Source organism: Kitasatospora sp. NPDC004614 (genome assembly GCF_042873675.1).
Lineage (GTDB): Bacteria > Actinomycetota > Actinomycetes > Streptomycetales > Streptomycetaceae > Kitasatospora.
The window spans coordinates 98,429-123,915 of record NZ_JBIALR010000001.1; the positions used below are offsets into that span (position 1 = coordinate 98,429).

Annotated in this window: 19 protein-coding genes; 11 read left to right on the forward strand and 8 right to left on the reverse strand. The window is 70.4% G+C overall.

Features of this window, described 5'->3' with window-relative positions; translation table 11 throughout:
* Positions 1-205 precede the first annotated feature (205 nt).
* Positions 206-1,555 (reverse strand): YhgE/Pip domain-containing protein, encoded by a 1,350-nt coding sequence (locus ACFYST_RS00440; protein WP_387858819.1) that lies wholly within the window; start codon positions 1,553-1,555, stop codon positions 206-208.
* A 267-nt stretch (positions 1,556-1,822) separates the two neighbouring features.
* On the opposite strand from ACFYST_RS00440, the gene ACFYST_RS00445 reads away from it, so the two are divergent.
* The 10 genes from ACFYST_RS00445 to ACFYST_RS00490 all read left to right on the forward strand — a co-directional run bounded on the left by ACFYST_RS00445 (position 1,823) and on the right by ACFYST_RS00490 (position 16,032).
* Positions 1,823-2,494 carry a MerR family transcriptional regulator gene (locus tag ACFYST_RS00445; protein ID WP_387858821.1) on the forward strand — a complete coding sequence of 224 codons (672 nt, stop codon included), beginning with the start codon at positions 1,823-1,825 and terminating at the stop codon, positions 2,492-2,494.
* A gap of 620 nt (positions 2,495-3,114) precedes the next feature.
* Positions 3,115-5,094 (forward strand): TOMM precursor leader peptide-binding protein, encoded by a 1,980-nt coding sequence (locus ACFYST_RS00450; protein ID WP_387858823.1) that lies wholly within the window; start codon positions 3,115-3,117, stop codon positions 5,092-5,094.
* A 105-nt stretch (positions 5,095-5,199) separates the two neighbouring features.
* Complete coding sequence (locus ACFYST_RS00455) at positions 5,200-5,373, forward strand: hypothetical protein (protein ID WP_387636431.1); 174 nt, start codon at positions 5,200-5,202, stop codon at positions 5,371-5,373.
* A gap of 180 nt (positions 5,374-5,553) precedes the next feature.
* Positions 5,554-7,482 carry a TOMM precursor leader peptide-binding protein gene (locus ACFYST_RS00460; protein ID WP_387858825.1) on the forward strand — a complete coding sequence of 643 codons (1,929 nt, stop codon included), beginning with the start codon at positions 5,554-5,556 and terminating at the stop codon, positions 7,480-7,482.
* A 170-nt stretch (positions 7,483-7,652) separates the two neighbouring features.
* Positions 7,653-9,200, forward strand: a complete 1,548-nt coding sequence (locus ACFYST_RS00465) for a SagB family peptide dehydrogenase (RefSeq protein WP_387858827.1) — start codon at positions 7,653-7,655, stop codon at positions 9,198-9,200.
* Positions 9,201-9,293: 93 nt separating this feature from the next.
* Positions 9,294-11,945 carry a lantibiotic dehydratase gene (locus ACFYST_RS00470; RefSeq protein WP_387858829.1) on the forward strand — a complete coding sequence of 884 codons (2,652 nt, stop codon included), beginning with the start codon at positions 9,294-9,296 and terminating at the stop codon, positions 11,943-11,945.
* On the forward strand, positions 11,945-13,009 hold the full coding sequence (locus ACFYST_RS00475; RefSeq protein WP_387636421.1) for a thiopeptide-type bacteriocin biosynthesis protein: 1,065 nt from the start codon (positions 11,945-11,947) through the stop codon (positions 13,007-13,009). Before ACFYST_RS00470 ends, ACFYST_RS00475 begins: the two co-directional genes overlap by 1 nt.
* Positions 13,006-14,247, forward strand: coding sequence for a hypothetical protein (locus ACFYST_RS00480; protein WP_387858831.1), 1,242 nt, complete (start codon positions 13,006-13,008; stop codon positions 14,245-14,247). The genes ACFYST_RS00475 and ACFYST_RS00480 overlap by 4 nt, the downstream gene beginning before the upstream one ends.
* A complete protein-coding gene (locus ACFYST_RS00485; RefSeq protein WP_387636416.1) occupies positions 14,240-15,190 on the forward strand; it encodes an ATP-binding cassette domain-containing protein in 951 nt (316 codons plus the stop codon). Before ACFYST_RS00480 ends, ACFYST_RS00485 begins: the two co-directional genes overlap by 8 nt.
* A complete protein-coding gene (locus ACFYST_RS00490; protein ID WP_387636413.1) occupies positions 15,187-16,032 on the forward strand; it encodes an ABC transporter permease in 846 nt (281 codons plus the stop codon). Before ACFYST_RS00485 ends, ACFYST_RS00490 begins: the two co-directional genes overlap by 4 nt.
* 101 nt (positions 16,033-16,133) lie before the next feature.
* Here the strand turns inward: ACFYST_RS00490 and ACFYST_RS00495 are convergent, their stop codons facing one another.
* Positions 16,134-17,651, reverse strand: a complete 1,518-nt coding sequence (locus ACFYST_RS00495) for an alpha/beta hydrolase (protein WP_387858833.1) — start codon at positions 17,649-17,651, stop codon at positions 16,134-16,136.
* A 40-nt stretch (positions 17,652-17,691) separates the two neighbouring features.
* On the opposite strand from ACFYST_RS00495, the gene ACFYST_RS00500 reads away from it, so the two are divergent.
* Positions 17,692-18,621 (forward strand): MerR family transcriptional regulator, encoded by a 930-nt coding sequence (locus ACFYST_RS00500; protein ID WP_387858835.1) that lies wholly within the window; start codon positions 17,692-17,694, stop codon positions 18,619-18,621.
* Between the two features lie 106 nt (positions 18,622-18,727).
* Here ACFYST_RS00500 and ACFYST_RS00505 read toward each other — a convergent pair whose 3' ends face one another.
* The 6 genes from ACFYST_RS00505 to ACFYST_RS00530 all read right to left on the reverse strand — a co-directional run bounded on the left by ACFYST_RS00505 (position 18,728) and on the right by ACFYST_RS00530 (position 25,230).
* A complete protein-coding gene (locus tag ACFYST_RS00505; protein WP_387858837.1) occupies positions 18,728-19,798 on the reverse strand; it encodes an SDR family oxidoreductase in 1,071 nt (356 codons plus the stop codon).
* Between the two features lie 51 nt (positions 19,799-19,849).
* Entirely contained in the window at positions 19,850-21,133 is a 1,284-nt protein-coding gene (locus ACFYST_RS00510; RefSeq protein WP_387858839.1) for a wax ester/triacylglycerol synthase domain-containing protein, read from the reverse strand.
* 207 nt (positions 21,134-21,340) lie between these two features.
* On the reverse strand, positions 21,341-22,111 hold the full coding sequence (locus ACFYST_RS00515) for a class I SAM-dependent methyltransferase (RefSeq protein ID WP_387858841.1): 771 nt from the start codon (positions 22,109-22,111) through the stop codon (positions 21,341-21,343).
* A 38-nt stretch (positions 22,112-22,149) separates the two neighbouring features.
* A complete protein-coding gene (gene solA / locus ACFYST_RS00520) occupies positions 22,150-23,298 on the reverse strand; it encodes an N-methyl-L-tryptophan oxidase (RefSeq protein WP_387858843.1) in 1,149 nt (382 codons plus the stop codon).
* Between the two features lie 120 nt (positions 23,299-23,418).
* Positions 23,419-24,009, reverse strand: coding sequence for a hypothetical protein (locus ACFYST_RS00525; protein WP_387636396.1), 591 nt, complete (start codon positions 24,007-24,009; stop codon positions 23,419-23,421).
* 222 nt (positions 24,010-24,231) lie between these two features.
* The gene (locus tag ACFYST_RS00530; RefSeq protein WP_387636394.1) at positions 24,232-25,230 is read right to left on the reverse strand and encodes a zinc metalloprotease; all 999 of its coding nucleotides are present in this window, start codon (positions 25,228-25,230) and stop codon (positions 24,232-24,234) included.
* Positions 25,231-25,487 lie beyond the last annotated feature (257 nt).

Below are 25,487 nucleotides of genomic sequence, written 5' to 3' on the forward strand. Positions count from 1 at the left end.
GCGGGGACGGCGCGGCCGGGGGAGGGGTCTCGGGGCGGGGAGCGCGGGCGAGGGTCTTCGGTGTGGTTCGGCCGGGTGGAGCGGGAGTTCTTTCGGGTGTGTGCCGGGGCACGGGGGCCTTCCAGGTGTCGTGCGGGCATACGGGGGCGGTGCACCGGCGGTCCGGCGTCGGCGCGGGGCCGGCGTCGGACGGTGCGTGGGCGGGTCAGCCGATCGGGGCGGGTTGCGGTGCGGGTGTGTGGGGCGCGGTGCGGTGCAGGCCCTTACGGTCGTAGAGGCGGGTGATGGCGAGGCCGAGGAGGAGAGAGACCGCGAAGCCGATGCCGACCATGCTCCAGGCCCGTCCCAGTCCGGCCTCGGCCTGGGCGTCGAAGTAGAGGATGGAGCGGACGCCGTCGACGACCTGGCGGAAGGGTTCGAAGTCGGCGAGGAACCGGTAGAACCCGGGCAGTGCCTCAAGGGGGATGGTGGCGCCGGCGGATGGGATGGCCAGGCCGATCAGCACGAGCATGGAGATGATCGGGCCCGGGGTGCCGAAGGCGGCGAGCAGGGCCAGGGCGGTGATGCCCATCGATGCCGTGGCGCAGGTACCGAAGATCCACAGCTGGGGCAGGTGGGAGGCATCGATGCCGACGACGCCGACGGCGGCGGCCATGGCCAGTGCGGAGGTCGCCATCGACAGGACGGCCATGAGGACCGAGCCGACCGCGAAGTGCCGTACCCGGCTGAGGTGTTGCACGGGCTTGGTGGTGCGGAACGGGCCCTTGTCGCTGGCGATGTAGCCGAGTGCGGTGTCCAGCTGGGTGTGGATGACGTTGGCGCCCAGCATGCCGCCGAGGACGAGGACGAGGGTGTAGAAGAACGCGCTCAGTCCGAGGCCGCTGTGGTCGCCGAGCGGGTGGCCCTCCTCGATCGCGGCCTTGACCGGGTCGGCGATCATCAGCTGTGCGGCGGCGCCGGGGGCGGCGGGGTGCTCGGTGGAGCCGGAGGCGGCGTGCGGTTGGGCCTGCTGGCCCAGCTGCCGGGTGAGCTCCTGGCCCACCTGGGTGGAGACGGTGTGGACGACCTGGCGGTTGATCTCGGACGCCATGTTCGAGCCGAAGCTTCCGGCGGCGGGGTTGGTCAGCACGGTCATGGTCGGCGGGTGCGGATCGTGCTGGGGCGGGCCGCCGAGGGCGGCCACGGAGGCGGAGAAGTCGTCCGGGATGACGAGCGCGCCGAACACCTTGTCCTTGGCGAGGAGGTCGTCGGCGGTTCGGCGGTCGACCTGCTTCCAGGCGACCTTGCCCTTCGAGCCGGGGTCCTGGGCGATCTGCGGGGTGATCTGCTCGCCCAGGTTGACCTGCTTGCCCGCGACCTGGGTGCCCCGGTCCGCGTTGACCAGTGCGATCGGCAGGTCCTTCATCGAGCCGACCGGGTTGTTGTTGGCGCCCAGGTACAGCAGGGAGAGGACGAACGACAGCAGGCCGAGGATCACCGCGGACGGCAGCCACAGGCTCTTCCTGCGCAGCAGTCCGCGTGCGCTGGCCCTGAGCGCGTGGGGCGGTTCAGACATGGCTCCTCCCACAGCGGTGGCGGGTGGCGGGGGCCTGTTCGTGGGACCCGGGTCCGGTGGGGCGTGGGGCTGGCATGGTGCTCCAGTTGCGATGTCGCGTCGGGGTGGCGCTCAGGGGCGGAAGTGAGCGGTTTCCGGCATCGCGCCTGGTCGGACGCTTGCTAGAAACCTTCACTTTCTAGCTCAATAGTGGCACTACCGAACAGGGGTGTCCATCTGGGGGTCTGGAAGACTGGGCGCATACCGAACAGCCGAGTGAGCGAGCGCATGAGGATCTCCGACCTGAGCCGCCTGACCGGGACACCGGTCGGGACCATCAAGTACTACCTGCGGGAAGGCCTGCTGCCGCCCGGCCGATCCCTCGGGGCCACCCTGACCCTGTACGGCGACGAACACGCCCAGCGCCTGCGGCTGATCCGCGCCCTGACCGCCCGCGGCGGCCTGTCCATCTCCGCCGCCCGCGACGTCCTCACCGCGATCGACCAGCCGCTCGAACCGCTGGACACGCTCCGCGTCGTCCACTACGCCCTGCCCACTCCGGTCGACGCCGCCGAGACCGACGCGGTCGACGAGCAGGCGCCGCGGGTCGACCAGCTGCTGGAGGCCATGCGCTGGGAGATCTCCGAGGAATCGCCGCACCGCAGAGCACTCGCCGCCAGCCTGATGGACCTCAACCGCCTCGGCATGGAGTACGGCACGGAGGAACTGCTGCCCTACGCCGAACTCGCCGCCGCCGCAGCCCGACTGGACCTCGACCGGCTCGAACACATCGAGGACCGCCTCCGGCTCGCCGAACACGCGGCCATCGTCGTCCTGCTCCTCGAACCCGTCCTGGCCGTGCTGCGCCGCCTTGCCCAGGAGGACGAGTCCCGTCGCCGCGCGGCGTGGGCCCGCACCGGCGACGGAACGGACCCGCGGTCCACGGCACACCCGGAGTAGGTGGCGGTGAGCTCGTCCGGTTCGGCCTCGGGTGCTTCGGCGAGTTCGCGTGCGCCGCCACGCCGGCCTCCGCCGCACCGACACCATCGTTGAAGGCCTCTCCGGGCCGGCCGCCGTGGGTTGTGGAGGGGGCCGCGGCACGGTGGAGCCGGCACGTGAACCGCGGCGCCCGCGCCGATCGCGCTTTCCGGGGATGGCCGGTCAAGGGCTTTGGTCGAGACCAATGGGTTCCGATCGCCCATTTTGCGGGGCGCGAAAGTGCAATCGGTGATGGTGTCGCTACGATCCGGCATTCGCGCGGCGTTGCCCATGGCTACAAAAGTGGTCCAATCGGGCACGGGTTGCCGAGATTTGCACAGAGTGTTGACGTGCCCTAGACCAACCAACACACTCTTCCTCGGTGGACGCGCGTAGCGTCGCCCCACAGTCGGCGCATGATCCCGCGAGAGGACGCTATGCGAACCGCCGAAGATATACCTCTGGCAGGCGTAAGACCCCGGTTGCGCAATGACGTTGTATTCCTTCGCGTCGACACCGGAATTTATCTGAGAAGTTCAGAGACATCGTGTGTTCTCAAAGGCGCGGGCGCCTATGAATGGATGTCTGTCCTCGGCCCCCGAATGACGGGTGAACGCACTGTCGAGGAAATATGCGAAGGCCTGGACGAAAACCGGCGCAAGACCGCCGTCGGCCTGATGCGCACCTTGCTCGACAGGGGTTTCGCCCGTGCTGTTCCGGGCGCGGGCACGGGGACGCTGCCGGCCGAAGTGCTGGACAGGTTCGCGCCGCAGATCAACTTCGTCGAACATTTCATGCACGCGGACCAGCGGACGCCACAGGAGCTGTTCGCGCGCTTCCGCTCTTCCCGGGTCCTGGTCAGTGGCTCACCGAGTGGTGTCGCGGCGGCGGCGGTGCGCGGTCTGTTGCGCAACGGGCTGGCCGAGGTGTCGCTGGACGACGCGGCGTGGGGACGGGAGTTCGAGAGCGAGACGGCCGGGCTCGCCGACGCGGGCGCACCGGCACAGGTCGTGGTGCTGCCGTCAACTCCCGAGGACCTGACGGAATTCGACGTCGTGGTGGCGGTCGCCGACGAGTCGGACAGCAGCGCCGTGCTCGACCTGACCAGGCGCCTGCACGGAGCTCCGCAGGGTCCTCGACTGATCCCGGTGGTGGCCGACCCGACCCGCATGGTCGTCGGTCCGATCTCCGGACCCGGTGAGCAGCCGTGCTGGGTGTGCGCCCAGCTTCGTCTGTCGGCCAACTCCGATCCGCGTCGGACGGCCGACCTCTGGCGCCGACTGGCGCTCGGCCCGACCGGCGCCGGGGCCCCGAGCGGCGATCCGGTGACACAGTCCATGGTCGGCAACGCCTTGGCGTTCGAGATCTTCCGGCTGCGCACCGGGCAGTTGCAGATGGATGACGAGCGGCACGCCGTGATCCAGGACCTGACCACGCTCGAATCCCGCCGCGAACGCGTGCTGCCCCATCCCGGATGCCCGCTGCGCCACCAGGCGGTGCCGCCCGAGGAGGTGCTTCCGCCCGCGGACGACAGCGACGCCTATGGACGCGCGGCTGTTCTGGTCTCCCCGGAACTGGGCGTCATGTCCGGATGGACCGACGAATCGATTCGGCAGATCCCGCTCAAGACGGGCCGGGTGCGGCTGGGTCCGGCCCTGGCCCTGACCGACGCGGCACGTGAGATCGTCGCGTTCGACATCGACACGGCCCTCGTCGCCCGCACCCGCTCGGTGCAGTCGGCAGTCGCCTGCTACGTGGGCCGGCTCGGCTCCCCCGGGCTTTCGGACGGAGAACCTGCGGCCGACGCCGAAGCGGTCCCGGCCGAACGGCTCGGCCTGTTCAGCGGCTTGCCCACGGCCGGTGCGCGGGCGGCGGGTCCGATGGTGGCCGCCGTGTCCCTGTACGACGAAAGCCGGTGGCAGGTGCCGGCCGCGGCAGTCCACCCGCTGTCACCGGCCAACTCCCTCCTCACGTTCGAGCCGAGCCCCGCGGGCGCGGCGGTCGGCTGGACCGCCGAGGAGGTGCGGGAGCGAGGACTGTGTTCGGCGCTCGCCCATCGCGGACTCGTCCTTGCGGTACGCGGCGGTGAACCGGCCGTCCCGCTCTCCGAGGAGTGGCTCGGCACCGACGACGAGACGGCCTTCGCGCTGCGCAGCCTGCGGCCCATCGGCCGGTCCGCCAGGGTGTGGGCGCTGCCCGGTGCCGCACCGTCCTTCGCCGTTCTCGCGATGGTCGAGGACTCCGAGGGGAAGGTCGACTGGGCGGTCGGCTCGGCGCTGTCCGTACGTGCCGCGGTACGCGAAGCGGTGCGGGACGCCGTCGGACTCGCGGTCGGCCGCCACTACGAGGGCGCACCCATGGACTTCGGCGACCCGCTGATCGCGGACTTCGATCCCAGGGTCCTCGTCCCGGCCGACGCGAAGACCGAGTGGTCCTTCGACCAACTCGACGTGCCCATGTCCGAAGCGCTCGCCCGGCTGGAAGCCGAGGGAACACGCGCGCTGTTCGTCGACACCACACCGATCGATCTGAGGGCAGTCCGCGGAATGACCACAGGCACGGTCCTGCTCGCCGCGAAGTAGCCGGACAGTCGGCCGGTCCGCGCCCACTCGAGGCGCGCCACGGTTCTCGGAACGTCCCGTTCCGGGTGGCACAACCCGAGCACATCCCGAGAAAAGAGGATTGCCATGTCCGTTGAGCTCATGAACGAGCTGAGCGCTCTCGAGAGCGCGACGTTCGAGGTCGAGGAGATGACCGACGAGTCCGTCGAGCTGGCCTGGTCCAGCTCCAGCTGCTCCTGCTCCAGCTGCTGCTCCTGCTCCACCAGCAGCTGCTGCTCCTGCTCCTCGAGCACCAGCTGACCCACGGCTGACCAGGTCGCCGGGCACCTGCCCGGGACCAGGCACATGGGCTGAAAACGTGCGGCTGCTTGGCAGGACGGTCCCCGTCGACAGGAGGGGTCTGTCCGTGAAGTGGCAAGCAGCCGCACACCCCTATCTTCTCATCGACTGGGTGGACGGATGAATGTGGAGTCGAGCGCGGTGACCACCGTGACGGTCCCGGTTGGCCCCGGGGTGGTCGAGGTCGTCCGCGACCATCTGGCCGGGTACGCCGCTGCGGGCGTCACGGTCGACGTCGGAGTGCTCGGCCTGCCTGAGCGCCACGCGCCGAGCGGGGCGCGGAGGGCCGACGGTCTGGTCTACCCGGTGCGCCTGTACGGCGGAACGGTACTGATGGGGCCGCTGCACCGGGCCGACGGTACGAGTCAGCCGTGCGGGCTCTGCCTGGAACGCCGCTGGCTGGCGCTGCGCCCCGTCGAGGAGCGCAAGCCGGTCGAGGACGGCGCGGACGTGTGGGTGGCGGGTGACGACGCCCTGCTCACGCCCTTCGCCATGGAACAGATCGCCCAGATCGTCCACACGGAGACGGCCGACGGCCGACTCGCCCCCGGGGACCGCCGGATCGGGCGCATCGTGGAACTCCGGATCCGCGATCTGACGGTCAACCGGCACGAGCTGGTCGCCGACTCCGAGTGCGAGCGGTGCGCCACCCCGGTACCGGACACCGCCGAGGGCGCGATGCTCCCGCTGAGCCCCCGGCCGAAGCCGGGCCCGACCAGCTACCGGGGCGCGTCGGCGGCGGACCTGAACCTGCCGACCGCCGGTCTGGTGAACGAGGTGTGCGGAGCGCTGGCGAGCGCGGCACGACGTGTGTACCAGTGCAGCGCCACTCTGCCGGTCAGCGGGTACTTCCGGGTCCGCAGCAAGTACGACTACCACGAGATGTGGTGGAGCGGGCAGTCGCAGAGTTCGGCCAGCAGCGAGCGGTACGGCGTCCTGGAAGGCATGGAGCGGTACGCCGGGCAGTTCCCGCGGGCCAAGCAGACGCAGACGTACGCCAGTTACAACGAACTGAAGCCGAACGCGCTCGACCCCATGGCGATGGGTTCGTACAGCCCGGAGTTCTACACCGGGCACCACGACTACTACCAGCCGTACCACCCTGACACCCCGACCCACTGGGTGTGGGGCTACTCCTTCGGGGAGCAGCGTCCGCTGCTCGTGCCCGAGCAGTTCGTCTTCTACCTGGACCGCCGGCCGGACCGGAAGTTCGTCCAGGAGTGCTCCAACGGCTGTGCCAGCGGCAGCAGCGTGGAAGAGGCACTGCTGCACGGCATGCTCGAACTCATCGAGCGGGACGCGTTCCTGCTCTGCTGGTACGGCGCGGCCAGACTGCCCGAGATCGACCAGTCGACCCTCGTCGACGAGGAGATCAGGTTCGTCCTGGACCGGGTGGCCCGGCTCGGCTACCGGATGCGGCTGTTCGACATGCGCGTCGACGTCCCGGTGCCCGCCGTGATGGCGGTGGCCGAGCGCCTGGACGGGGGACTGGGCAAGCTGTGCTTCGCCGCCGGCGCGAGCCTGGACCCGGTGGAGGCGGTGCGCGCCGCCATCGCGGAGACGGCGTCCTACATCCCGGGGATGGACGAACGGGTGGAGGCGAAGCTGCCGGCGCTGCGCGAGATGGCCGCCGACTACAACCAGGTGCACGAGCTCACTCACCACGCACTGCTGTACGGGCTGCCTGAAATGGCGTCGACGGCCGACTTCCTGCTGGAGGCGGCACCGCTCCGGTCGATGGACGAGCTGTACGGTCCGTGGCTCGCGCAGCGACCCGCGACCCTGGACCTGGCGGACGACGCCCGGTTCGTGATGGAACGTCTGCGCGAGGCCGGCAGCGACGTCGTGGCGGTGGACCAGACCTGCCCCGAGCAGCACGGCACCGGCATCCGCACCCTGTGCGTACTGGCGCCCGGGCTGGTGCCGATCGACTTCGGCTGGGAGCGGCAGCGCGTGCTGGGCCATCCGCGGCTCCAGGCGTACCTCGACGGAGAACTGGCCGAGATCCACGCCCGTGACGAGGGGTTCGGTCCCACGGGGCTGAACCGCAGGCCGCACCCGTTCCCCTGAGCCGTCCCGTCGGGTTCCGCGCGCTGTCCGTCCGGTGCGGAACCCGGCAGTGAGTCCCGTCCGTCACGTCGGCCCGCCCGCGGGCCGAAGGAGGAAGTCCGGTGTCCGTAGACCGAACGCAGGTCGTGAAAGGCTATGTCGAGTCTGTGTTCCGGCGCGGTCGGGAGCCGATGGAGCCGGTCGGTTTCACCCCCGACTGGGACGACCAGCCGTCCCGGCACAAGACCTACCTGGGGGTGCGGCGCTTCCCGCTCCCGGCGGGCGTCGGCCTGGCGCTGGAGGACACCGCGGAGGTTCTCTTCGGTGAACCGCCCGTCGGCCGCGGGGCGCCCTGGACCCTCGACTCCCTCGCCACGCTGCTGCGGCTGTCGTACGGCGTGCTCGACCGCAGGCTGCGGGTGAGCTGGAACCAGGACAGCCATGTCCGGGTGCTCTACCCGGAGGCGCTGTGGGGGCGCGGTACCGCCTCGGGGGGCGGCATGTACCCGCTGGAGGTCTACTGGGTGGCCGGGCCCGGCAGCCCGCTGCTTCCGGGTGTCTACCACTACTCGACGGCGCACCACAGCTTCGAGCGGCTGCTTGCCGGTGACCTCACGGACGAGGTCCGTGCGGCGTGCGAGTCCGGGGACGGGGACGGGGCGGCGGACGGGTTCCTCGTGGTGACCGTGCGTTTCTGGAAGAACTCCTTCAAGTACAACAGCTTCTGCTACCACGTGGTGACACAGGACGCCGGTGCGCTGCTGGGATGCTGGGAATTGATCGCGCGGGGAACGGGCCGGCGCCTCACTCGCACGCTGTGGTTCGACGACGAGCGGCTGAACCGCCTGCTCGGACTCGAAACCGATCAGGAAACCGTACTGGCCGTGGTGCCGATGCCGTTCGGCCCGCCCGCGGACCGGGCGGCCCAGGTCGATCCGGTGGACCGCGGCGGTCTCATCGACCGGCCGAGTTTCGAGCGATCGGCCCGTCCCCGCACCTTCGAGCAGATCGAGCAGGTGCACCGCGCGGTCCTGGCGGACCGTCGTGAGCGCCCGCGGCCCTCGGTGGCCCGCGGCCTCGTGCCGCGGGAGCCCGCCGGGGGCGAGGAGGTCGACCTGCCCGGGCCGCTGACCGGCCGGCTCGGCCGGGACGTCGGCCGGGCCCTGCGCTCGCGGCGGACCAGCTTCGGCTCGTTCACGCGCTCCCGCCCCCTGCACCTCGACGAGTTGGCGACCGTGCTGGCGGGCACGGCGGCGGGGCAGCGGTACCTCTCGGACGTGGTGCCCGACGAAGTCGGGCTGACGGGTCTGTACGTCCTGGCGAACCGCGTCACCGGCCTGCCGAGCGGCACCTACCGCTACGACGCCGCCGGGCACCGGCTGCGGGTCGTGTCCGAGATGCCGCTCGCCGAGAAGCTGCAGCGCAGTTACTACCTGAGCAACTACAACCTGGAGCAGGTCGCCGCCGTACTGGCGATCTCCGGCCGGTGGCAGAGCACGCTCGATGCCTACGGCAGCCGCGGCTACCGCGTTCTCAACTCCGAGGTGGGCGCCCTGTCACAGACGGCGTACACCACCGCTGCCGCGCTGAACGTCGGCTGCGGAGTGGTGCTCGGCTTCGACAACATCGCCATCGACGAGGCGGTCGGCCTCGACGACGGCGACGAGCGCACCTTCCTGTTCGTGCTGCTCGGCCACGAACGCGCGGACAGCGCGGACTACGACTACCGGCTGGTCTGAGAGGGCTGATCCGTGAAATCCAGCGCGCCGCCATCGACGATGCCCCGCACGGCGTCCGCAGCGACCCCGCCCGATCACCGGAGCACGGAGCACGTGACCTGGCACCTGGTGCCGAGGTTCATGCTGCGTGTCGGTGGTCTTCCCTTCGAAACCGCGGCCGCTCTGGCGACTCCGGCGACCGCGGCATGGGGGGACGGCGTCCTCGACGCGCGGCACCGGCTGAGCGAGCGCGCGGCCCGGATCGCCGACTCCCTGCAAGAACGCGTGGCCGACAACCTCGACGATCCCCAGGCGCGACGGGCACTGATCAATCTGCGTCGGGACGTCTTCAACGCCCGTGCCCCGCGCGGCCTGACCGCGGCCGAACCGCTGCTCTCGGCCGACGAACTCGACGAGTTGCACGCGTGGTCGGCCGACCGGCAACGACACGACGAACTGCTGCGGACCGGTTCGGGAGTCCTCGGCGACGAAATCGCCGCGGTCCGAAGGGAGTTGCGCCGCGTCGCGACGGAGACCGATCTGCGCCACGGCGTCCAGTTGTCGTCCCCGTCACTGGACGAATACCTGGACGACTTCCTGCGGCGTGCCGACGGACCGCTCAGCAAGCGGGAACGGCGCATCGAGCGGTCGCTGCTGGAGTACCTGCTGCGCACCGCGTGCAAGACCAGCCCGTTCAGCACGCTGACGGCCGTGTCCGCCGGCGCCTTCGCGGAGGGCGACGGCAGGCCGCTCACCGCCTCCGTCCGCGGCTGGGGCAAGCAGGGCAGCACCCGGCTGAACATCGCCCTGCTCGCCAGACTGTCGGACCAGCTCACCGGAAACCCGGAGGTCCGCCGCGATCTGCCGGTGAGAGCCACCAGCGGAACACAGGTGCACCGCGACCGGGTTCGCTACCTGCGCAAGCTCCGCGGTGCCGACGGCGACGCGGATGCCGCGGTCACCCTGGACGCCGTGCACGAGAGTCTCTTCTACCTGCCGGGCGGGGAGGCCATCACCGATGTCCTCACGCTGTTCCGCGACGGCAGGACGCTGCGGTTCGGCGACGCCGTACGACAGCTGTGCGCGATGGACGGCAAGCGGCCCGAGCAGGACGTGGAGCGGTACCTGGCCCAGCTGCTCAGGCTGGGGCTGCTCGTTGTGCCGGATCTGGACATCGACATCCACGACCCGGACCCGGTCGCCACGTACCGGAAGGGGCTGTCGCGGCTGGGAACGGACCGGGCCGACGACATCGCCGTGCTCGTCGGGCGGATGGGTGCGGACGTCGAGCGATTCGCGGACGCCGGCCTGCCCGAGAGGCGTGAACTCCTCTCCGGGATAAGGGAGTCGGCGGCACAGGCGCACCGTCTCGCGGGCCGCGGCGACACCCCGGTGCTGCGCACCCTGGTCTACGAGGACACCACCCTGCCCGGACTGACGGTGACCGGTGACGCCTCGACCTGGACCCGGAAACTCACCCCCGGGCTCCAGCAACTCGCCAGGATCCTCCCGGCGTTCGACGGAAACCTGGTACGCAGACTCGTCACCAAGGGATTCTTCCGGGCACGCTACGGGGAAGGCGGGCGCTGCGAGGACTTCCTCTCGTTCGCCCACCAGTTCAACCAGGACTTCTACGAGAACTACAACAAGCGGCTGATGCGCCACCAGCGCTTCGACGGCACCGACTTCCGTCACTACGACAACTGGTTCCGGCAGGAGGAGATCACGGCGGTCGACCGTGCGCGAGCCGCGGTGGCCCGGGAGATGGACCTCCGCTACCGGAGCGCCCGCGCCACCGGAGCCGATGTCGAGCTGGACGAGGACTTCCTGGCCACGGTGGAGGGGCTGCTGCCCGGGCACGAGCGCCTGCGCTCGCTGTCCTTCTTCCTCCAGATCGCCGAGGACGGCACCGAGGACCCGCTGGTGGTCGTCAACCGGGTCTACTCCGGACTCACCCTGCTCTTCTCGCGGTTCGCGCACTGCTTCGACGAGGGCCTCACCACGTCATTGCGCCGGTCGCTGGACGACGCCGTGCCGGAGGGAGCCGTGTTCGCCGAACTGAAGGGCGGCTACGACACGACGAACCTGAACCTGCATCCGGTCGTCACGCCCTACGAGATCGTCTGCCCCGGAGAGACCAGCTTCCGGCCGCCGCACGAACAGATCCCGGTGGAGGACCTGGTCGTCGAGCACGACGCGGCCACCGACCGGCTGCTTCTGCGCTCCCGCGCACTGGGCGTCGAGGTGATTCCCGTCTACCTCGGCTTCCTGCTTCCGATGGCACTGCCGGAGGTGCAGCAGGTACTGCTCAACTTCTCCTCCACCACCATGGTCCAACTCGACCTGTGGGAGGGCACCGGCATCCCGGAGCGCGACAACGGCGCGACTCCGCGCGTGCGGCTCGGAAACGTGGTGCTGCAACGCAAGTCCTGGCGGTTCGCCGCCGACCAGCTCCCGCCCGCGACAGCCGGCCAACCGGACCACGAGTGGTTCCTCGCATGGCGGGAATGGCAGCGGGCGGCCGGGCTGCCCCGCCACGTGTTCGCCGGTCTCGGCGGCGAACGCAAGCCGCAGTACGTGGACTTCGACTCGTACACGTGCCTCCGGCTGTTCGAGGCCGCAGTCCGCAAGAGCGACTCGGCGGTGACACTCACCGAAATGCTGCCCGGCCCCGACCAGCTGTGGCTGCGTGACGACCGGCACCGGTACGTCACCGAACTCACGGTCGAACTCAACGGAATCAAAGCAACGGATGCGGAGCGGTGATGGGCGCCGATCAGGACGCGAACGACGGCGGGCACATCGAGGCGGAACCGGACGGCGACGGTTGGATCAGCCTCCACGTCTTCTACGCCGCCAACGCCAACCCGGTGCTGGTCAACTGCGTGCGGCCGCTGGTGGAGAGCCTGCGCGAACAGGGTCTGCTGCGCTCGTGGTTCTTCATCCGCTACTGGCTGGAGGGCCCGCACATCCGGCTGCGCCTGCTGCCGGCCGAGGCGTCGGCGATCGCGAAGGTCGCCGAGGCCGCGCGAACCGCACTCGAGTCGTACCTGCGCGAGCGCCCCGCCCTGTACGAGGAGGACCGCAACGCCAGCGGTGACCTGTACAAGAACATGTTCCTGGCCGAGTACAGCGAGGAGCGCTGGAACGAGCTGTACGGCGCCGAGGGCACGATGCCGTTCCGGGACAACAACAGCGTCGCCCGCATCCCCTACGAACGAGAACTGGACCGGTACGGGGGCCCGGCCGGAATGGAACTCGCGGAGTGGCACTTCCAGGAATCCAGCGAGACGGTGATGACCCTGCTGGAGACCACCAACGTGCACGTGCGCACCGTACTGCTGGGCCAGGCCGCGCAGTTGACCGCGGGACTGTGCTTCGCGTTCCTGCGCGACGAGGAGGCGGTGGCCCGCTTCCTGGTCAACTACCGCATGATGTGGGAGGCCTCGTACCAGGAACCCAGCGACGACCAGCACAAGCGCTTCGACCGCAGCTACGAGCGGATGAAGGACCGGCTGGTGGCCCGGCTGGAGCACGTGCGGGACAGCGCCAGGGACGCCTCCTCGACAGCACCCACCCCGCTGGAGCGATCGTGGCTCGCGCACTGCGGCGAACTCCGTGACAAGGTACTGGGAATGACCGACGCGGGGTCCCTGACCTTCCGCGACGGACCCGTGCAGGACCCGCAGGTCGCACTGGCCATCGTGCTCAGCTCCTACGTCCACATGACCAACAACCGGCTCGGGGTGAGCATCCTCGACGAGATCTACCTGTCGTACATCCTGTGCAAGGCACTGTCCGACACGGCTCCGCAGGAGGCGCAGCGGTGACCGGCACCGCCCACGACCGGCCCCGGCTCCGGCCGGAGGTGGCACTCGGCCCGGGCATGCGCTCCGGCCCCAGGACCGTTCACCACGTCAAGGACGCGCGCACCGGCTGCTACTACCGGGTCGGTTCCCGCGAGTACTTCGTCATGGGACTGATGGACGGACAGCACACGATCGAGGACATCGGGCGCAGTTACGTCGACACCTTCGACCGCAGACTGGGCCCCGAGCACTGGCAGCAGATCTTCACCATGCTCGGCCGCTACCAACTGCTCGACGGGTACGCCGACGACGCGGCGCTGGACAGGCTGAAGCAGGCCCACGAGGCGAAGCAGTCGGCGCGGCAGGGCTGGCTGCGCCGGCGCTGGGTGATCCTGCGCCCCGATCAGCTGTGCGCCACCTTGGCGAGCCGCCTGTCCTTCGCCTTCCGCACGGCGTTCCTGGTCCCGGCGTTCGTCCTGCTGGCCGCCGTCCAGCTGTTCGTCTGGACACATGTCGGCGCCCTGGCCCACGAGGCGACGCATCAGAAGCACCCGATGATCACCCTGCCGCTCTCGGCGCTCGTGGTGTGGGGAATCACCGTGCTGCACGAGTTCGCCCACGGCGTGACGTGTCGTCACTTCGGCGGCAGGGTAACGGAGATCGGAGTCAGCTGGCGGTTTCCCATGCTGGTCCCCTACTGTCGCACGGACGACATCGTGCTGTTCCAGCGGCGCAGGGCCCGGGTGGGCACCGCGTTCGCCGGCATCTTCGTCAGCTGGTTGGCGCTGGTGCCGGTGGCGGCCTGGTGGTGGCTGGCCGGTGACGGCATGTTCGGCCGGCCGCTCGCCGCCGGTCTGTTGCTCTTCGGCAGTGGTGCCACGGCGATCAGCCTGCTGCCAGTTCTACGATCGGATGGTTACGTGATGCTCACCCACGCGCTGAACATCGCCGATCTGCGCCGCGAGTCCTTCCGGTTCTGGCGGCTGCGACTGCGTTGGCGCGACCCGGCCGCCCGGGAAAGCCTCAGCGCCTACCCGCCCCGCGACATCCGCACCTACGCCCTCTACGGGAGCGTCTCCCTCCTCCTTCTCCTCTCGGCCTACGGCGCGATGATGTCGGTGTGGTTCAGCAGCCTTCAGCACTGGGTAGGGCCGACGTGGGCAGTGGTGATTCTCGCCGCGGAGACCGCGGTGGCCGCCGGTGTCCTTTCAGCCGTCGCCCGCGGCAGCTCGAGCGAACGGCGGACCACCGGTGAGTGACAGCGACGACTACGCGATCCGCACCAGCGGACTGACCAAGCAGTACGGCCCGGACACCGGCGTGTTCGACCTCGACCTGCGTATCCACCGCGGGGAGGTCTACGGATTCCTCGGCCCCAACGGGGCAGGAAAGAGCACCGCCATGCGCATGCTGGTGGGGCTGATCCGGCCGACCTCGGGAACCGCCACGGTGCTGGGCCACCCGGCCGGGACCCCGCGCAGCCTGCGCGGGGTGGGGGCACTGATCGAGGCCCCGGCCCTGTACCCGCACCTGTCGGGCCGGGACAACCTGCGCATCCTCGCCGGATACGCGTCCGTACCCGCCACCCGCATCGGGGAAGTCCTCGAGGAGGTCGGGATGGCCGCCAAGGCGGACGCCGCCTTCCGCACGTACTCGCTCGGCATGAAACAACGACTCGGGGTGGCCGCCGCACTGCTGAAGGACCCCGCGCTGCTCATCCTCGACGAGCCGACCAACGGTCTCGACCCCGAAGGCATGGCGAGCATGCGGGAGTTGATCACCGGGCTGCGCCGCGACAACCGCACGGTACTTCTGTCCAGCCACATGCTGGGCGAGGTGGAGCACGTGTGCGACCGGGTGGGTGTGATCCGCCGGGGCCGGCTGATCGCCGACGGCACGGTGGAGGAACTCCGCCGGGGCGTCGGCGAAGGCGGGCTGACGGTCGCCGTGGACGCGCCCGAGCGCGCCGCCGAGCTGGTACGCGAGTTGCCGGCCGTCCGCTCGGCGACGGTCGTCGACGGGGAACTGCAGGTGGCTGTCGACCCCGGTGAGGCCGCCGCGATCAACCGGCTGCTCGTGGTGAACGGACTGGAGGTCAGCGAACTCCGCAAACGGGTCCTCTCGCTGGAAGACGTGTTCTTCGACCTGGTCGAAGAACACCGGCCCACTGAACCGGCACCCGTGGAGGCGGCCAACCGATGAACGGTGTCCTTCGAGCAGAGCTGCTGTCGACGCGAAAGCGCCCCGGCGCCTGGATCATCGGCGGGGCGTGGGTCGCGCTGTCGGTGGCCTTCGGGATGGCGGTCCCGTACATCATCTGGCTGGCCATCAGGAACAAGCCGATCGGATCGTCCGGTGATCCCGAGGAGTTGATCAACGGTCTGCTGCCGGACAAGTTCCTGTCCGGCACCGTCAGCCTGTACCCCATGTTCGGCAGTGCGCTGATGCTGATCCTCGGCGCCGTCCTCGTCGGCGGGGAGCACCGATGGGGGACCTGGGGCACGCTTCTGGTCCAAGGGCCCAGCCGCACCTCGGTGGTGCTCGGGAAGGCCGGGGCCGTGGCAGCGGCGTCACTGTGCATCTCGGTGCTGGTGGTGGTGGTCGGCGCGGGAGCGAGCGCGCTCATCGCGGCGCTCACCGGCCGGCCCGCGCACTGGCCGGACACGGCGACGCTGCTGGCCGGAATCGGCGCCATCTGGCTGATCAGCACGGCCGCGACGAGCCTGGGCATCTTCCTGGGCGTTCTGCTGCGCGGCACTGGGGCCGCCATCGGAGTGGGCCTGCTCTGGCTGCTGGCGGTCGAGAACCTGGTGTCCGGACTGGCCGGCACCCTGTCCGCACTGAAAGGCGTCCAGAAGCTGCTGATCGGCCCGTGCGCGGGCTCCCTCGCCACCGCCCTCGACCCGTCGGGCAAGCCCAACACGTCGATCCCCGGGGTCGTCTCGGTTGCCGGACCGCTGACCGCGAGCATCGTGCTGGCGGCGTACGTGGTGGTGTTCCTCGGCCTCTCCGCGCTACTCGTCTCGCGCCGCGACATGACCTGATCGGCAGGCCTGCCGTGCGGATGTGCAGGCCTGCCGTGCGGATGTGGAAGTCGGACACGGATCCCCCGTTCCCGCCCACACCGCTCAACGCGGGCGTTCGGTCAGGCGTGGAGGTGTGTGAGGACGGCGGACAGTGCGTGCCGTACGGCCTCCCGGGTCTCGTCCGTGGGGTCGTGCACGTCGAAGCCGTGCATCGCGTGCGGTACGTCCACGAGTTCCAGTGCCGCGCCGCACTCGTCGGCGGCTGCCAGGAACGCGGTGACTGTCGCGGCGATCTCCGGTGCCTCGAGCCCCACCCGGGTCAGCACGACCGGCAGTCGGCCTGCCTTCGGCAGCACTGCGGCAGGGGCGAAGCGCGGGTCGACGCCGATCCAGCCGGTCAGTGGGGCCAGGACCGGGTAGGTGGCGGCGACGCAGCGCAGCCAGGGCGGAGGAGCGGCCAGGTGGTCGGACATCAGTAGGCCGCCGCCGGAGAAGGTCCACAGGGCGATCCGGTCCGCGTCGACGCGCGGATCCGCCCGCAGTACGCGCAGTGCCTCGGCGATGTCCGCCGCGGCTGTCGGGTAGTCGGACGTCGCGTGGAGCCGGTGGGCGACGACCGCGCCGATCACGCCCTGGCTCGCCGCGAGCCGGGCGTAGCCGACGTAGAGCGGCCAGTCGCGGGGCTCGGGCACCATGTCGCGCGGTAGCGGGCCGCCGTGCACGAAGAGGATCGCCGGGCGGGGGCCGTCGTCGTCGGCCGGGTCGGGCAGGTGGAGGTCCAGACGCCCGGTGCGTTCCCGTGCCGCTACCGGTGCGTCGAGCAGGAACGGACGCTCGTGGAGCGGCGTGATGTTCGCCGGGGTGAGCCGGTGGCCCTCTCCGGCGGCGGCGCGCAGCAGGGTCGTGGCCAGCTCGTCGGGGCGGGAGAGCATCGGCCAGTGGCCCGTCGCCAGTTCGAAGAAGCCCACGCCCGGCTCGGCGAGGGACTGGAACTGCGGCATGCCCGACGTCACCAGTTGCTGCACGGCCTCGATGGTGAACCCGCTTGCCGTGCACAGGATGCCGCTGGTCGGCACGTCTTTCAGCGCGCCGGTCAGCCGCAGCGGCTCGGTCAGCGTCCGGCCCGGCTGCGGGGCGGCGAGCGAGGACAGCCGCTCCAGGTCGGCCGGCGACAGGCCGGTCGTGTTGCCCCACCTCTGCCACTGGTCGGGCGCGGGCGCGGGTACGGTCGCGTCCGGCTGCTCGCGCAGCAGCGCCTGCACGTCGGTGTCGGGCACCAGGGCGAGGGGAAGGTCGCCGTCCTGCGGCAGCCCGGAGTCCAGGTAGACGATCCGGGTGACCCGCTCCACGCGGTGCTGCGCCGCGCCGAGCACCGGGTGGATGGCGTAGTCGTGGCCGACGAGCACCACCTTCGGTGCGGTGACCCCGTCGATCAGCCGCACCACGTCGGCGATGTGGGTCTCCAAGCCCGTCCCGCCTGCGGGCGCCGTGCCGCCGCCCGTGCCGGTCAGTGCCGCGGCGTGCACCTCGGCGCCCGCCTCGCGCAGTTTCTCGCCCACCCGGTCCCACAGCGGCCCGCCCGTGAACGGGCCGGAGGCCAGGATGAACGCGGTCCGAATCTCATGATCGCTTCGCATGCGGGTACGGTAGGAACTCCCCTAACGGGAGGTTCAAGTGGTGCTGCCGCACAATCTGTTGACCATTGGTGAGCTCGCCGAGCGCGCCCGGGTGAGCGTGAAGGCAGTGCGTTTCTACTCCGAGCAGGGCCTGCTCCCCGAGGCCGGCCGCAGCGGCGGCGGACACCGCCGTTACGTCCCGCAGGCGCTGGAGCGGTTGCGGCTGATCCGCTCGCTGCGCGCGCTGGACGTGCCGCTGCCGGAAATCGCCCGTGTGGTCGAGAAGGAGACGGGCGAGGACGGGGACGGGGACGGCTTCGACGATGGTCTCGAGGCCGTCGTGGCCAGGCAGTTGGACAGCCTCGGTGCCGAACTCGCCGCGCTGCGCTGGCGGGAGGCGGCACTGCGGCTGCTGCACGAGGCCGGGGCCGCGGAGCGCGCCGAACTCCTGCGTCTGGTCGGCGCGCTCGGCACACCTCCCAGCACGGAGACCCTGGCCCGCTACTGGCGCGGGCTGCTGCCGGTGCGGCTCCCCGCCCGGCTGGTGGCCGCCATCGTGGAGGCGGCGGTGCCGCCGCTGCCGGAGCAGCCCTCGCCGGCACACGTGCTGGCCTTCGCCCGGCTGCACGAACTGACCGCGGCCATGAACGACGCGTGCCTCGCGGAACACCGGCCCTCGCCGCCACGGCCGGACATGCTCTACGACGGCCTGCGCGAGGCCTACGACCTTGCCGCGCCCGCCCTGCTCGCCGGTCGCGGCCCCGCCCCGGGCGAGGCCCTGGACTGCTTCGTCACCGCCCACGCCCGGGCGAACGACCGCCGCGACACCCTCGACTACCGCCGCGAACTCGGCCGTCACCTGGCGGTGGGCGACCACCCCGCCATGCGCCGCTACTGGGCACTCGCGGGCGAACTGACCCCGGGCCCCACTCTCGGCGCCGCGAACACCTGGCTCAGCTCCGCGCTGGCCGCGCAACTCGCCGCGAACTGACGGCGGGTGGCCGGGGGGTGATGGTGTGTCCGCCCCGTGGGAGTCGCGGGGCGGGGTGGGCGCTGCCTTGTACGGTCCCGCCGGTCGTGCGGAGGTTTGACCGTGCTTATGCCACCGGGTTCGCGCTGGCGGTGTGTTTCCGGGGGCCGGGGACGACGTGCTTCTGGAGCAGCCACGCCATGTCGTTCGCGAAGAGGGAGCGGGCGGCCGCCTTGTCGATCTCCGGTACCCGGTGGCTCGCGGGCAGTGTGGAGGCCGGGAAGCTCTCGCCGTCGCCGAGTGCGAGCGCGCTGACGTAGAGGTTGCCGAGCGCCCGGCGCACGGACCGGCGGGTGGTCTCCCATTGCGGGTAGGCCGTCAGCTCGGTGGTGAACGGGTCCAGGAGGGCGGGGCGTTGGAACGGCAGACCGGCGGCGGTCATCGTGGCGCCGAGGGCGTCGATCCACTCGGCGACGGTGAGGGCGGACGGGCCGGCCGTGGCCCAGTACTCGCGGGGGAGCGGCGACCCTTCCACGGCCAGGCGGGCCAGTGCGTTGACGGCTGCCGCCACGTGGTCGCGCGGGACCATGTCCACCCGCTGTTCGGGCCGGCCGAAGACCGCGGGCAGTCCGGAGGCGATGAACATCATGATCCGGTGCATGTTCTGCAGCTCGGGCATCGCCCCGTCCGGGGAGTCGCCCATGATGATCGAGGGGCGGATGATCGACCAGGGCTGCGTGCAGGACCGGATCCGGTCGTCGGCGGCGGCCTTCGACCGGTGGTAGGCGGACGGCCGTGAGGAGCACACCGCGCCGACCGTGTCCTCCCTGGCGGCCTGCGTGTGACGCCCGGCGAAGGCCGTCGAGGCGTAGAGCAGCGGGCTGCCGGCCGTCTCGGCGAGTGCGACCATCTCCGCCGCGCCGCCCTCGTTGACCGCGTGCAGGTCGTCGGCGGACGCCGTGTAGCGGACGTTGCCGGCCAAGTGGACGATCACGTCGGCCTGTTGGGCGAGTTCCTTGAAGGTGGGGGTGTCCAGACCCAGCTGTGGAGCCCGCAGGTCGATGCCGACCTGCCGGCATGGCAGGTCGACCGGGCGGCGTCCGGTCAGGGCCACGATGTCGAACGACTGGGCCATGGCCGGAATCACGGCCGAGCCGAGGACTCCTGAGATCCCGGTGACCAGGGCGACGGGTCGCATGAAGGGTGCTCCACTTCTTTCGTTTTCGTTCGTTGTCACGGCTCTGCGCCGTCACGTGCCGAGGCGTAATTCGGGACTCGGTTCGTGCTGATGCATTTCGAGGAAGAGGTTGCGGAATGTCTCGACCAGGAGTTCGCCCGGCAGCTTCTTCCGATGGAAGACCGAGCATCGGACGGCTGTTCCGGTCGTGGCGAACGACACGTAGGCGTCGAGCGCGAGCGAGGAAGGAGCGGAGTGCGCGACGGAAGCGCCGGTCAGGCGGGCGCCTCCGATTTCCAGGTGCGGGAGGGAGACGGAACTCGCGGTCAGCCCGATGTTCACGATGACCGGCCTGGCCGCTCTCTTGGCGAGTGCATTCGGCAGGAGGGAGAGAACGGCGCGTCGGGTGTCCCGTTCGTTCGTGCGGCGGGCGTTGCTCGTCTGTTCGCGGATGCTTTGGAGTGCGTCCTGCGGCGAGAGCGGAGTTCCGGGCGGAATTCTGAGGAGATATCCGGCTGTGAAATTGCCGGGCGTGTACCGCTCGGAAGGGCGCCGGATCGACATCGGGACGAGCAGCGTCGTATGGCGCAGGCCGACGGCCCGTACGGCGCGGGCGAGGGTGGCGAGGCACAGGTCGTTCTCCGTGACGCCCCGGCTCCTCGCGGCGGCCGCGAGGAGTGGCCGTTCGATGTCCCTGAAGTGCCACTGCAGCGGGGCCGGGGAGCCCTCGACCGCTTCCGTCCTCGGGCTCTCCCGGGTGGCGCTGACGTCCCTGGCGATGTTGATCACCGCGCGGGCGGTCGCCCGGCGTCGGGGACGGAGCCCCACGGGTTCGCCGTGCGGATCGCCCAGCAGGGCCTGGAGGTGCTGGACGATGCCGACCCCGTCCTGGAGGGCATGATTCGCGCGATAGATCACCGTGAACCGGTGCGTGCTGTATCCAGAAAGGAAGTGAATGTCCCACTGCGGGGCCGGTGCGGACGGGAACGGGCGGTCGAAGAGTTCGGTGACCGCGGCCCGAAGGGCGTCCTCGTCGGAGATGTCCGGGCGGACGGAAAAGGTGATCGATTCAGCCGGAGTTGCGGTGCGCCACCATTTCGATTTCGCCGAAGCCGGGCAGGTGAGGGCGAGGGTGGGGAGTTTCGATGCCTGTTCGTGGATTTGCTCACGCAGAGCGGCCGTGTCCGGAAGACTGCCGGTGAATTCCAGAATGAATCCGCCGATCAGGGCGGGGGACAGATCCAGGAACACTTGATCGACCGGGCCGATACGTCGCGCGCGCCGTTGCCGCGGCATTGTCATGGTGACCCTGGACTCTCTGCTTGTGCGATGGGAGGAATGGCCGTCGTCGCGCACCGGTCGAGATCCTGCCCTGACGGCATGACAAATGCCAAGCCGATCACGCTATCGAGTGATTTATCGGTCGATCCAGCGGCGCAGGGTGCCGCCGCCGGCGGCGCGGGCGAACGCGCGGTCCAGCTGGTCGCGCAGTTCGCGGACTCCGGTGCGGTCGACGACGGCGGGTCGGCAGCCGGGCCTGATCGACCGCTACCGGTGGCTTCGTCAGCTGTGCGGCTTGTGCAGGACCAGGAGTTCGGCGGGCTGCGGCACCGGGCGGGGGACGGTTTCGGAGTCGGCCTCGGCGCGCAGGGTGCTCAGGCCGGATTCGATCTCCGCTTCGGAGAGGTACTGGAATATCGAGAGTGCGCGGTGGCTCAGCCGTTCGTAATAGGCTTTTCGACTGGTGGCGAGGTCCATTTCCCAACGGTGGGTTCCGCCGGGTCGGAGGCCCGCGGCGGTGAAATGGCCGATGGTCTCCGCCATTCCGGGCAGGCGGGATTCCTCGATTCCGTGGGCGCTCGGGAAGTACGCGGAGTGGGCCCGCCGGTATCCCCGTCCGGCGAAGAACCCGTGGATCAGGACGCGCCCGCCCGGCCGGGTGACGCGGGCGGTCTCGGCGGCGGCCCGGGCGGGGTCGGAGAAATGCTGGACGACCTGGAAAATCAGCGTCAGGTCGCAGGAGGCGTCAGGCAGTGGAATGCTCTCGGCGTTTCCTCCGCGGTAGTCGACGCGGGGGTGGGAGCGGCCGGCCCGGGCGACGGTCAACATCGGTTCGGACGGTTCGACGCCGACCACCAGGGCGTCGAACGCCTCGGCGAGCAGTGGGGTGAACCGGCCGGTTCCGCAGCCGAGGTCGAGCACCGTCCGGGGGCCGGGGTGGCCGGCGTGCCGGACGAACAGGTCGACCCACTGCCGCATGGTGTGCGGCGGCAGGTGCTGCCCGTCGTCGTAGGCGGCCGCCACGTGCTCGCTGTACTCGGCGTCGGAGAACACGGACGGCGGCCCCTCTCGGTGCGGCGCTCGGGTCGGTGTCAGGCGAAGCGGTGCGGGTCGAACTGGGCGACGGGCAGCCGGGTCGAGCCGTCGCAGGCGAAGTCGGCGGCGATCTCGCCGATCACGGTGGCGAACTTGAAGCCGTGTCCGGAGAACCCGCCCAGCAGGGTGAGGCCGGGCAGTTCGCGGCGGGGGCCGAGCAGGAAGTGATGGTCCGGGGTGAGGGAGTACATGCAGGAGGTCATCCGGACCGGGTACGGGTCCACGTCGAGCAGGGTGCCGCGGATCGCGTCCGCGAAGCGCTCGGCGTCCTGCCGGTCGGGCGGGCGGTGGCCGGCAGCGGGGTCGGTGGGCTCGTAGATGCCGGGCCAGGTGTGCAGGCCGACCTTGACGGTGGCGCCGTCGGTGGACGGGAAGCCGTAGCAGTTGTGGTCGCCGCTGGAGTCGCAGCGGACGAAGACCGGGAACCGGGCGGGGGCGAATGCCGCGGGGTCCTGGGCGCGGAACCAGCCCATCACCCTGCGTTCGACGGTGATCAGTCCTGCGGTGCTCGGCAGCAGCTGCCGCAGCCAGCCGCCCGCCGCCACCACCACGTGGCGCGCCGTCAGTTCGTGGTCGTCGAGCACCACCCGCGGGCGGCTCGGGTCGGGGACGATCTCCCGGACGGCCGTCCCGTCGAACACCTCGGCCCCGCTCGCCACGGCCGCGTCCACGGCCGCCGTGACCGCGAGTTCGGGCCGCAGCACCCCGGCTTCCTCTTCGTAGAAGCCCCGAAGATCGTCGGTGACCAGGTACTGCGGGAAGTCCCGCCGCAGGTCGTCGGCGGACAGCAGGTCGTACTTGAGATCGTGCGCCTTGGCCGAGGCCAGCGGCCCGGCGATCACCGAGGAGTCGGCCGGTCCGATCATCAGGCCGCCTGTCCGGTCGAGCAGGCTCCGGCCGGACGTCTGCTCGAGTTCCTGCCAGAGCTTCCAGGCCCGCTTCACCAGCGGGACGTACGCGGTGCCCTCGGCGTAGGCGGTGCGGATGATGCGGGACTCGCCGTGGCTGGCACCCCGGTCGTGTCCCGGCGTGAACTGCTCGATGCCGATGGCCCCGACCCCGCGCCGGGCGAGCTGCCAGAGGGCCTGGCTGCCCATCGCGCCGAGTCCGACGACGATCACGTCCGCATCCACCGAATTGGTCATATTCGACAGCTCCACACTCGTGTGTCGGAATTCTCCGAACCGGTCGGGACCGGACATTGCATGAATTTCAGGGATTTCATGAATGTCGGGTAGCGGGCCGAGCTGCTGCGGGTGGAACTCTCAGCGGGGGGATTTCCGGAGGTGCAGGGCGAATCCCTCGCTGACCACCCAGGATTCGAGAAGGCGTCTGATGTCCGAGTCGGCCAACGGTTCGCGGCTGATGATAGCCGCGCCCGCAGCGGGGTTCAAATCATGGTCGTAAGCCATCCAGACCCCGGGGATGACACTCGCGTTCGACGGGATGCGACTGAGAAACCTGTACACCAGGGTTTCGCGATGGGTTTTCCCGGAAAAGGTCATGACAATATGATCCGCTTCGTCGATCAGAGACCCGCCGCGATAGCTGAGCACCGGCGGGGTCAGCGCGAGATCGGGGCCGATCGGACTCGCCGAACTGTGCCGCTCGATCACGTGCCGGGTCCTGACGCCCGTCCGGATAACGATCGTCCCGTAGCGCAGCACCGGCTGCCCCGAGAGGTAGCTGAAATGGTAGGAATACCAATGGCCGGCCATCGGATGGGCCTGCAGCCTGCGGGCCGGGTACAGCGCGAGGTTCGCCGCGGGTACCACCAGGGCGCCGAGAACGGCTCCGACCGCCGCGGAGATCAGCCAGTTCGGTTCGGACGCCGACACGCTCAAGTACTGGAGCATTGCAGTCCCCCTGCGATCCACCCCGTCCACCGGCCCCCATGGTGCCCGGCCCGGGCCGGTTCCACCAGAGGGCCAACAAGACAGTGGGACAAGGGAGTTGACCGCCCCGAGGAGGTCGACGCGCCCGGCGGCGAAGAACGCTGTGGGTGTGTCCGGGAACATGCGTGCCGGCGGGTGCGTGGCGGTGTCGCCACGTACCCGCCGGTGTCGGGGCGGTGGGTGTCAGATCCGGTAGGCGGCCCAGGAGCTGGCCATGCGGGCGACCTGGCCGGGGGTGAACTGCGTCATGCAGGAGTCGTAGGTGTAGTCCATGAAGTTGTGGATCGGGTCGACGCCGGTGGCGGTGCAGGTGTCCCGGCCGGTCGGGCACTGGAAGGCGGCGCTCTTCTCGGCCGGGGTGTCGGCGACGTAGTCGCCCTGGCCGCCGCAGCCGCCCTGGAAGGTGTGGTAGAGGCCGAGCCAGTGGCCGACCTCGTGGGTGGCGGTGTCGCCCTCGTTGTAGTTGGTGGCCGAGCCGCCGGGGAACGAGGTGTCGAGGATGACCACGCCGTCGTCCTTCGGGTTGGACTTGTAGCTGCTCGGGAACGTCGCCCAGCCGAGCAGTGACTGTCCGAGGCTGGCGCTGTACAGGTTGAGGGCGCCTGCGCCGCCCTTGCGCAGCGCGTTCTTCATCGCGCTCTCGGCGGTGGAGCCCGGCGCGACGCCGTTGTACCAGGTCGCGTTGTCGGTGTAGTCGGTGGAGACCAGCTGGAACTGGAACTGGCTGGGGGTGTTGCCCGCGCCCTGGCCGCTGTAGGCCGCGTTGAGGACGTCGATCTGCTTGGCGATGGTGGTGGCCGACAGCTTGCCGGTGGTGCCGGAGTGGACGACGTGCATGTACACCGGGATGGTGGTGGCCGCCGTCACGCCCGGGGCGAGCAGGGCGCCGCCCTGGCCGGAGGCAGCCAGCTCGGCGACGCGGGCGTTGAGGTCAGCCTCCATCGTCTTGACCTGCGCGTCGGTGACGGCGTTGGGGTCGTGGCCGGTGGTGTTGCCGGCGGGCTTGCGGGCCGCGGCGTCGTCGTTGGTCGCCGCACCGGCGCACTCGGTGGAGGCCGCGGCCTGCGCGGTGGTGGCCGTGGAAGGGGCGGCGAACTGAGCGAGGCCGACGCCTGCGACCAGCGCTGCGGCGCCGAGGATCCTGCCGACGGTACGCGAGGGGACGCGAACGGAACGACGCATCTGCGCTCCTGGGGAGTTGTGGGGGACGGCGGTCGAGGGGGCCGCCGGGGGTCAAGGCTACGCAAAGGGGCATGTCCGCGTCAGGCGTGTTCCGGCCTCGAGATTCTGACGACGAATCGGACAAAGTTCGAGAGTTTGAGCGGCTCACCCCGGTCGCACACGGGGGATTTCCCGTCGCGCGCGCGGGCGTGGCGCCGACCCCCGGCTGTCCGAAAACCGGCGGTCCGCCGCCGGGTGCGCCGACCCTCACCGACGAG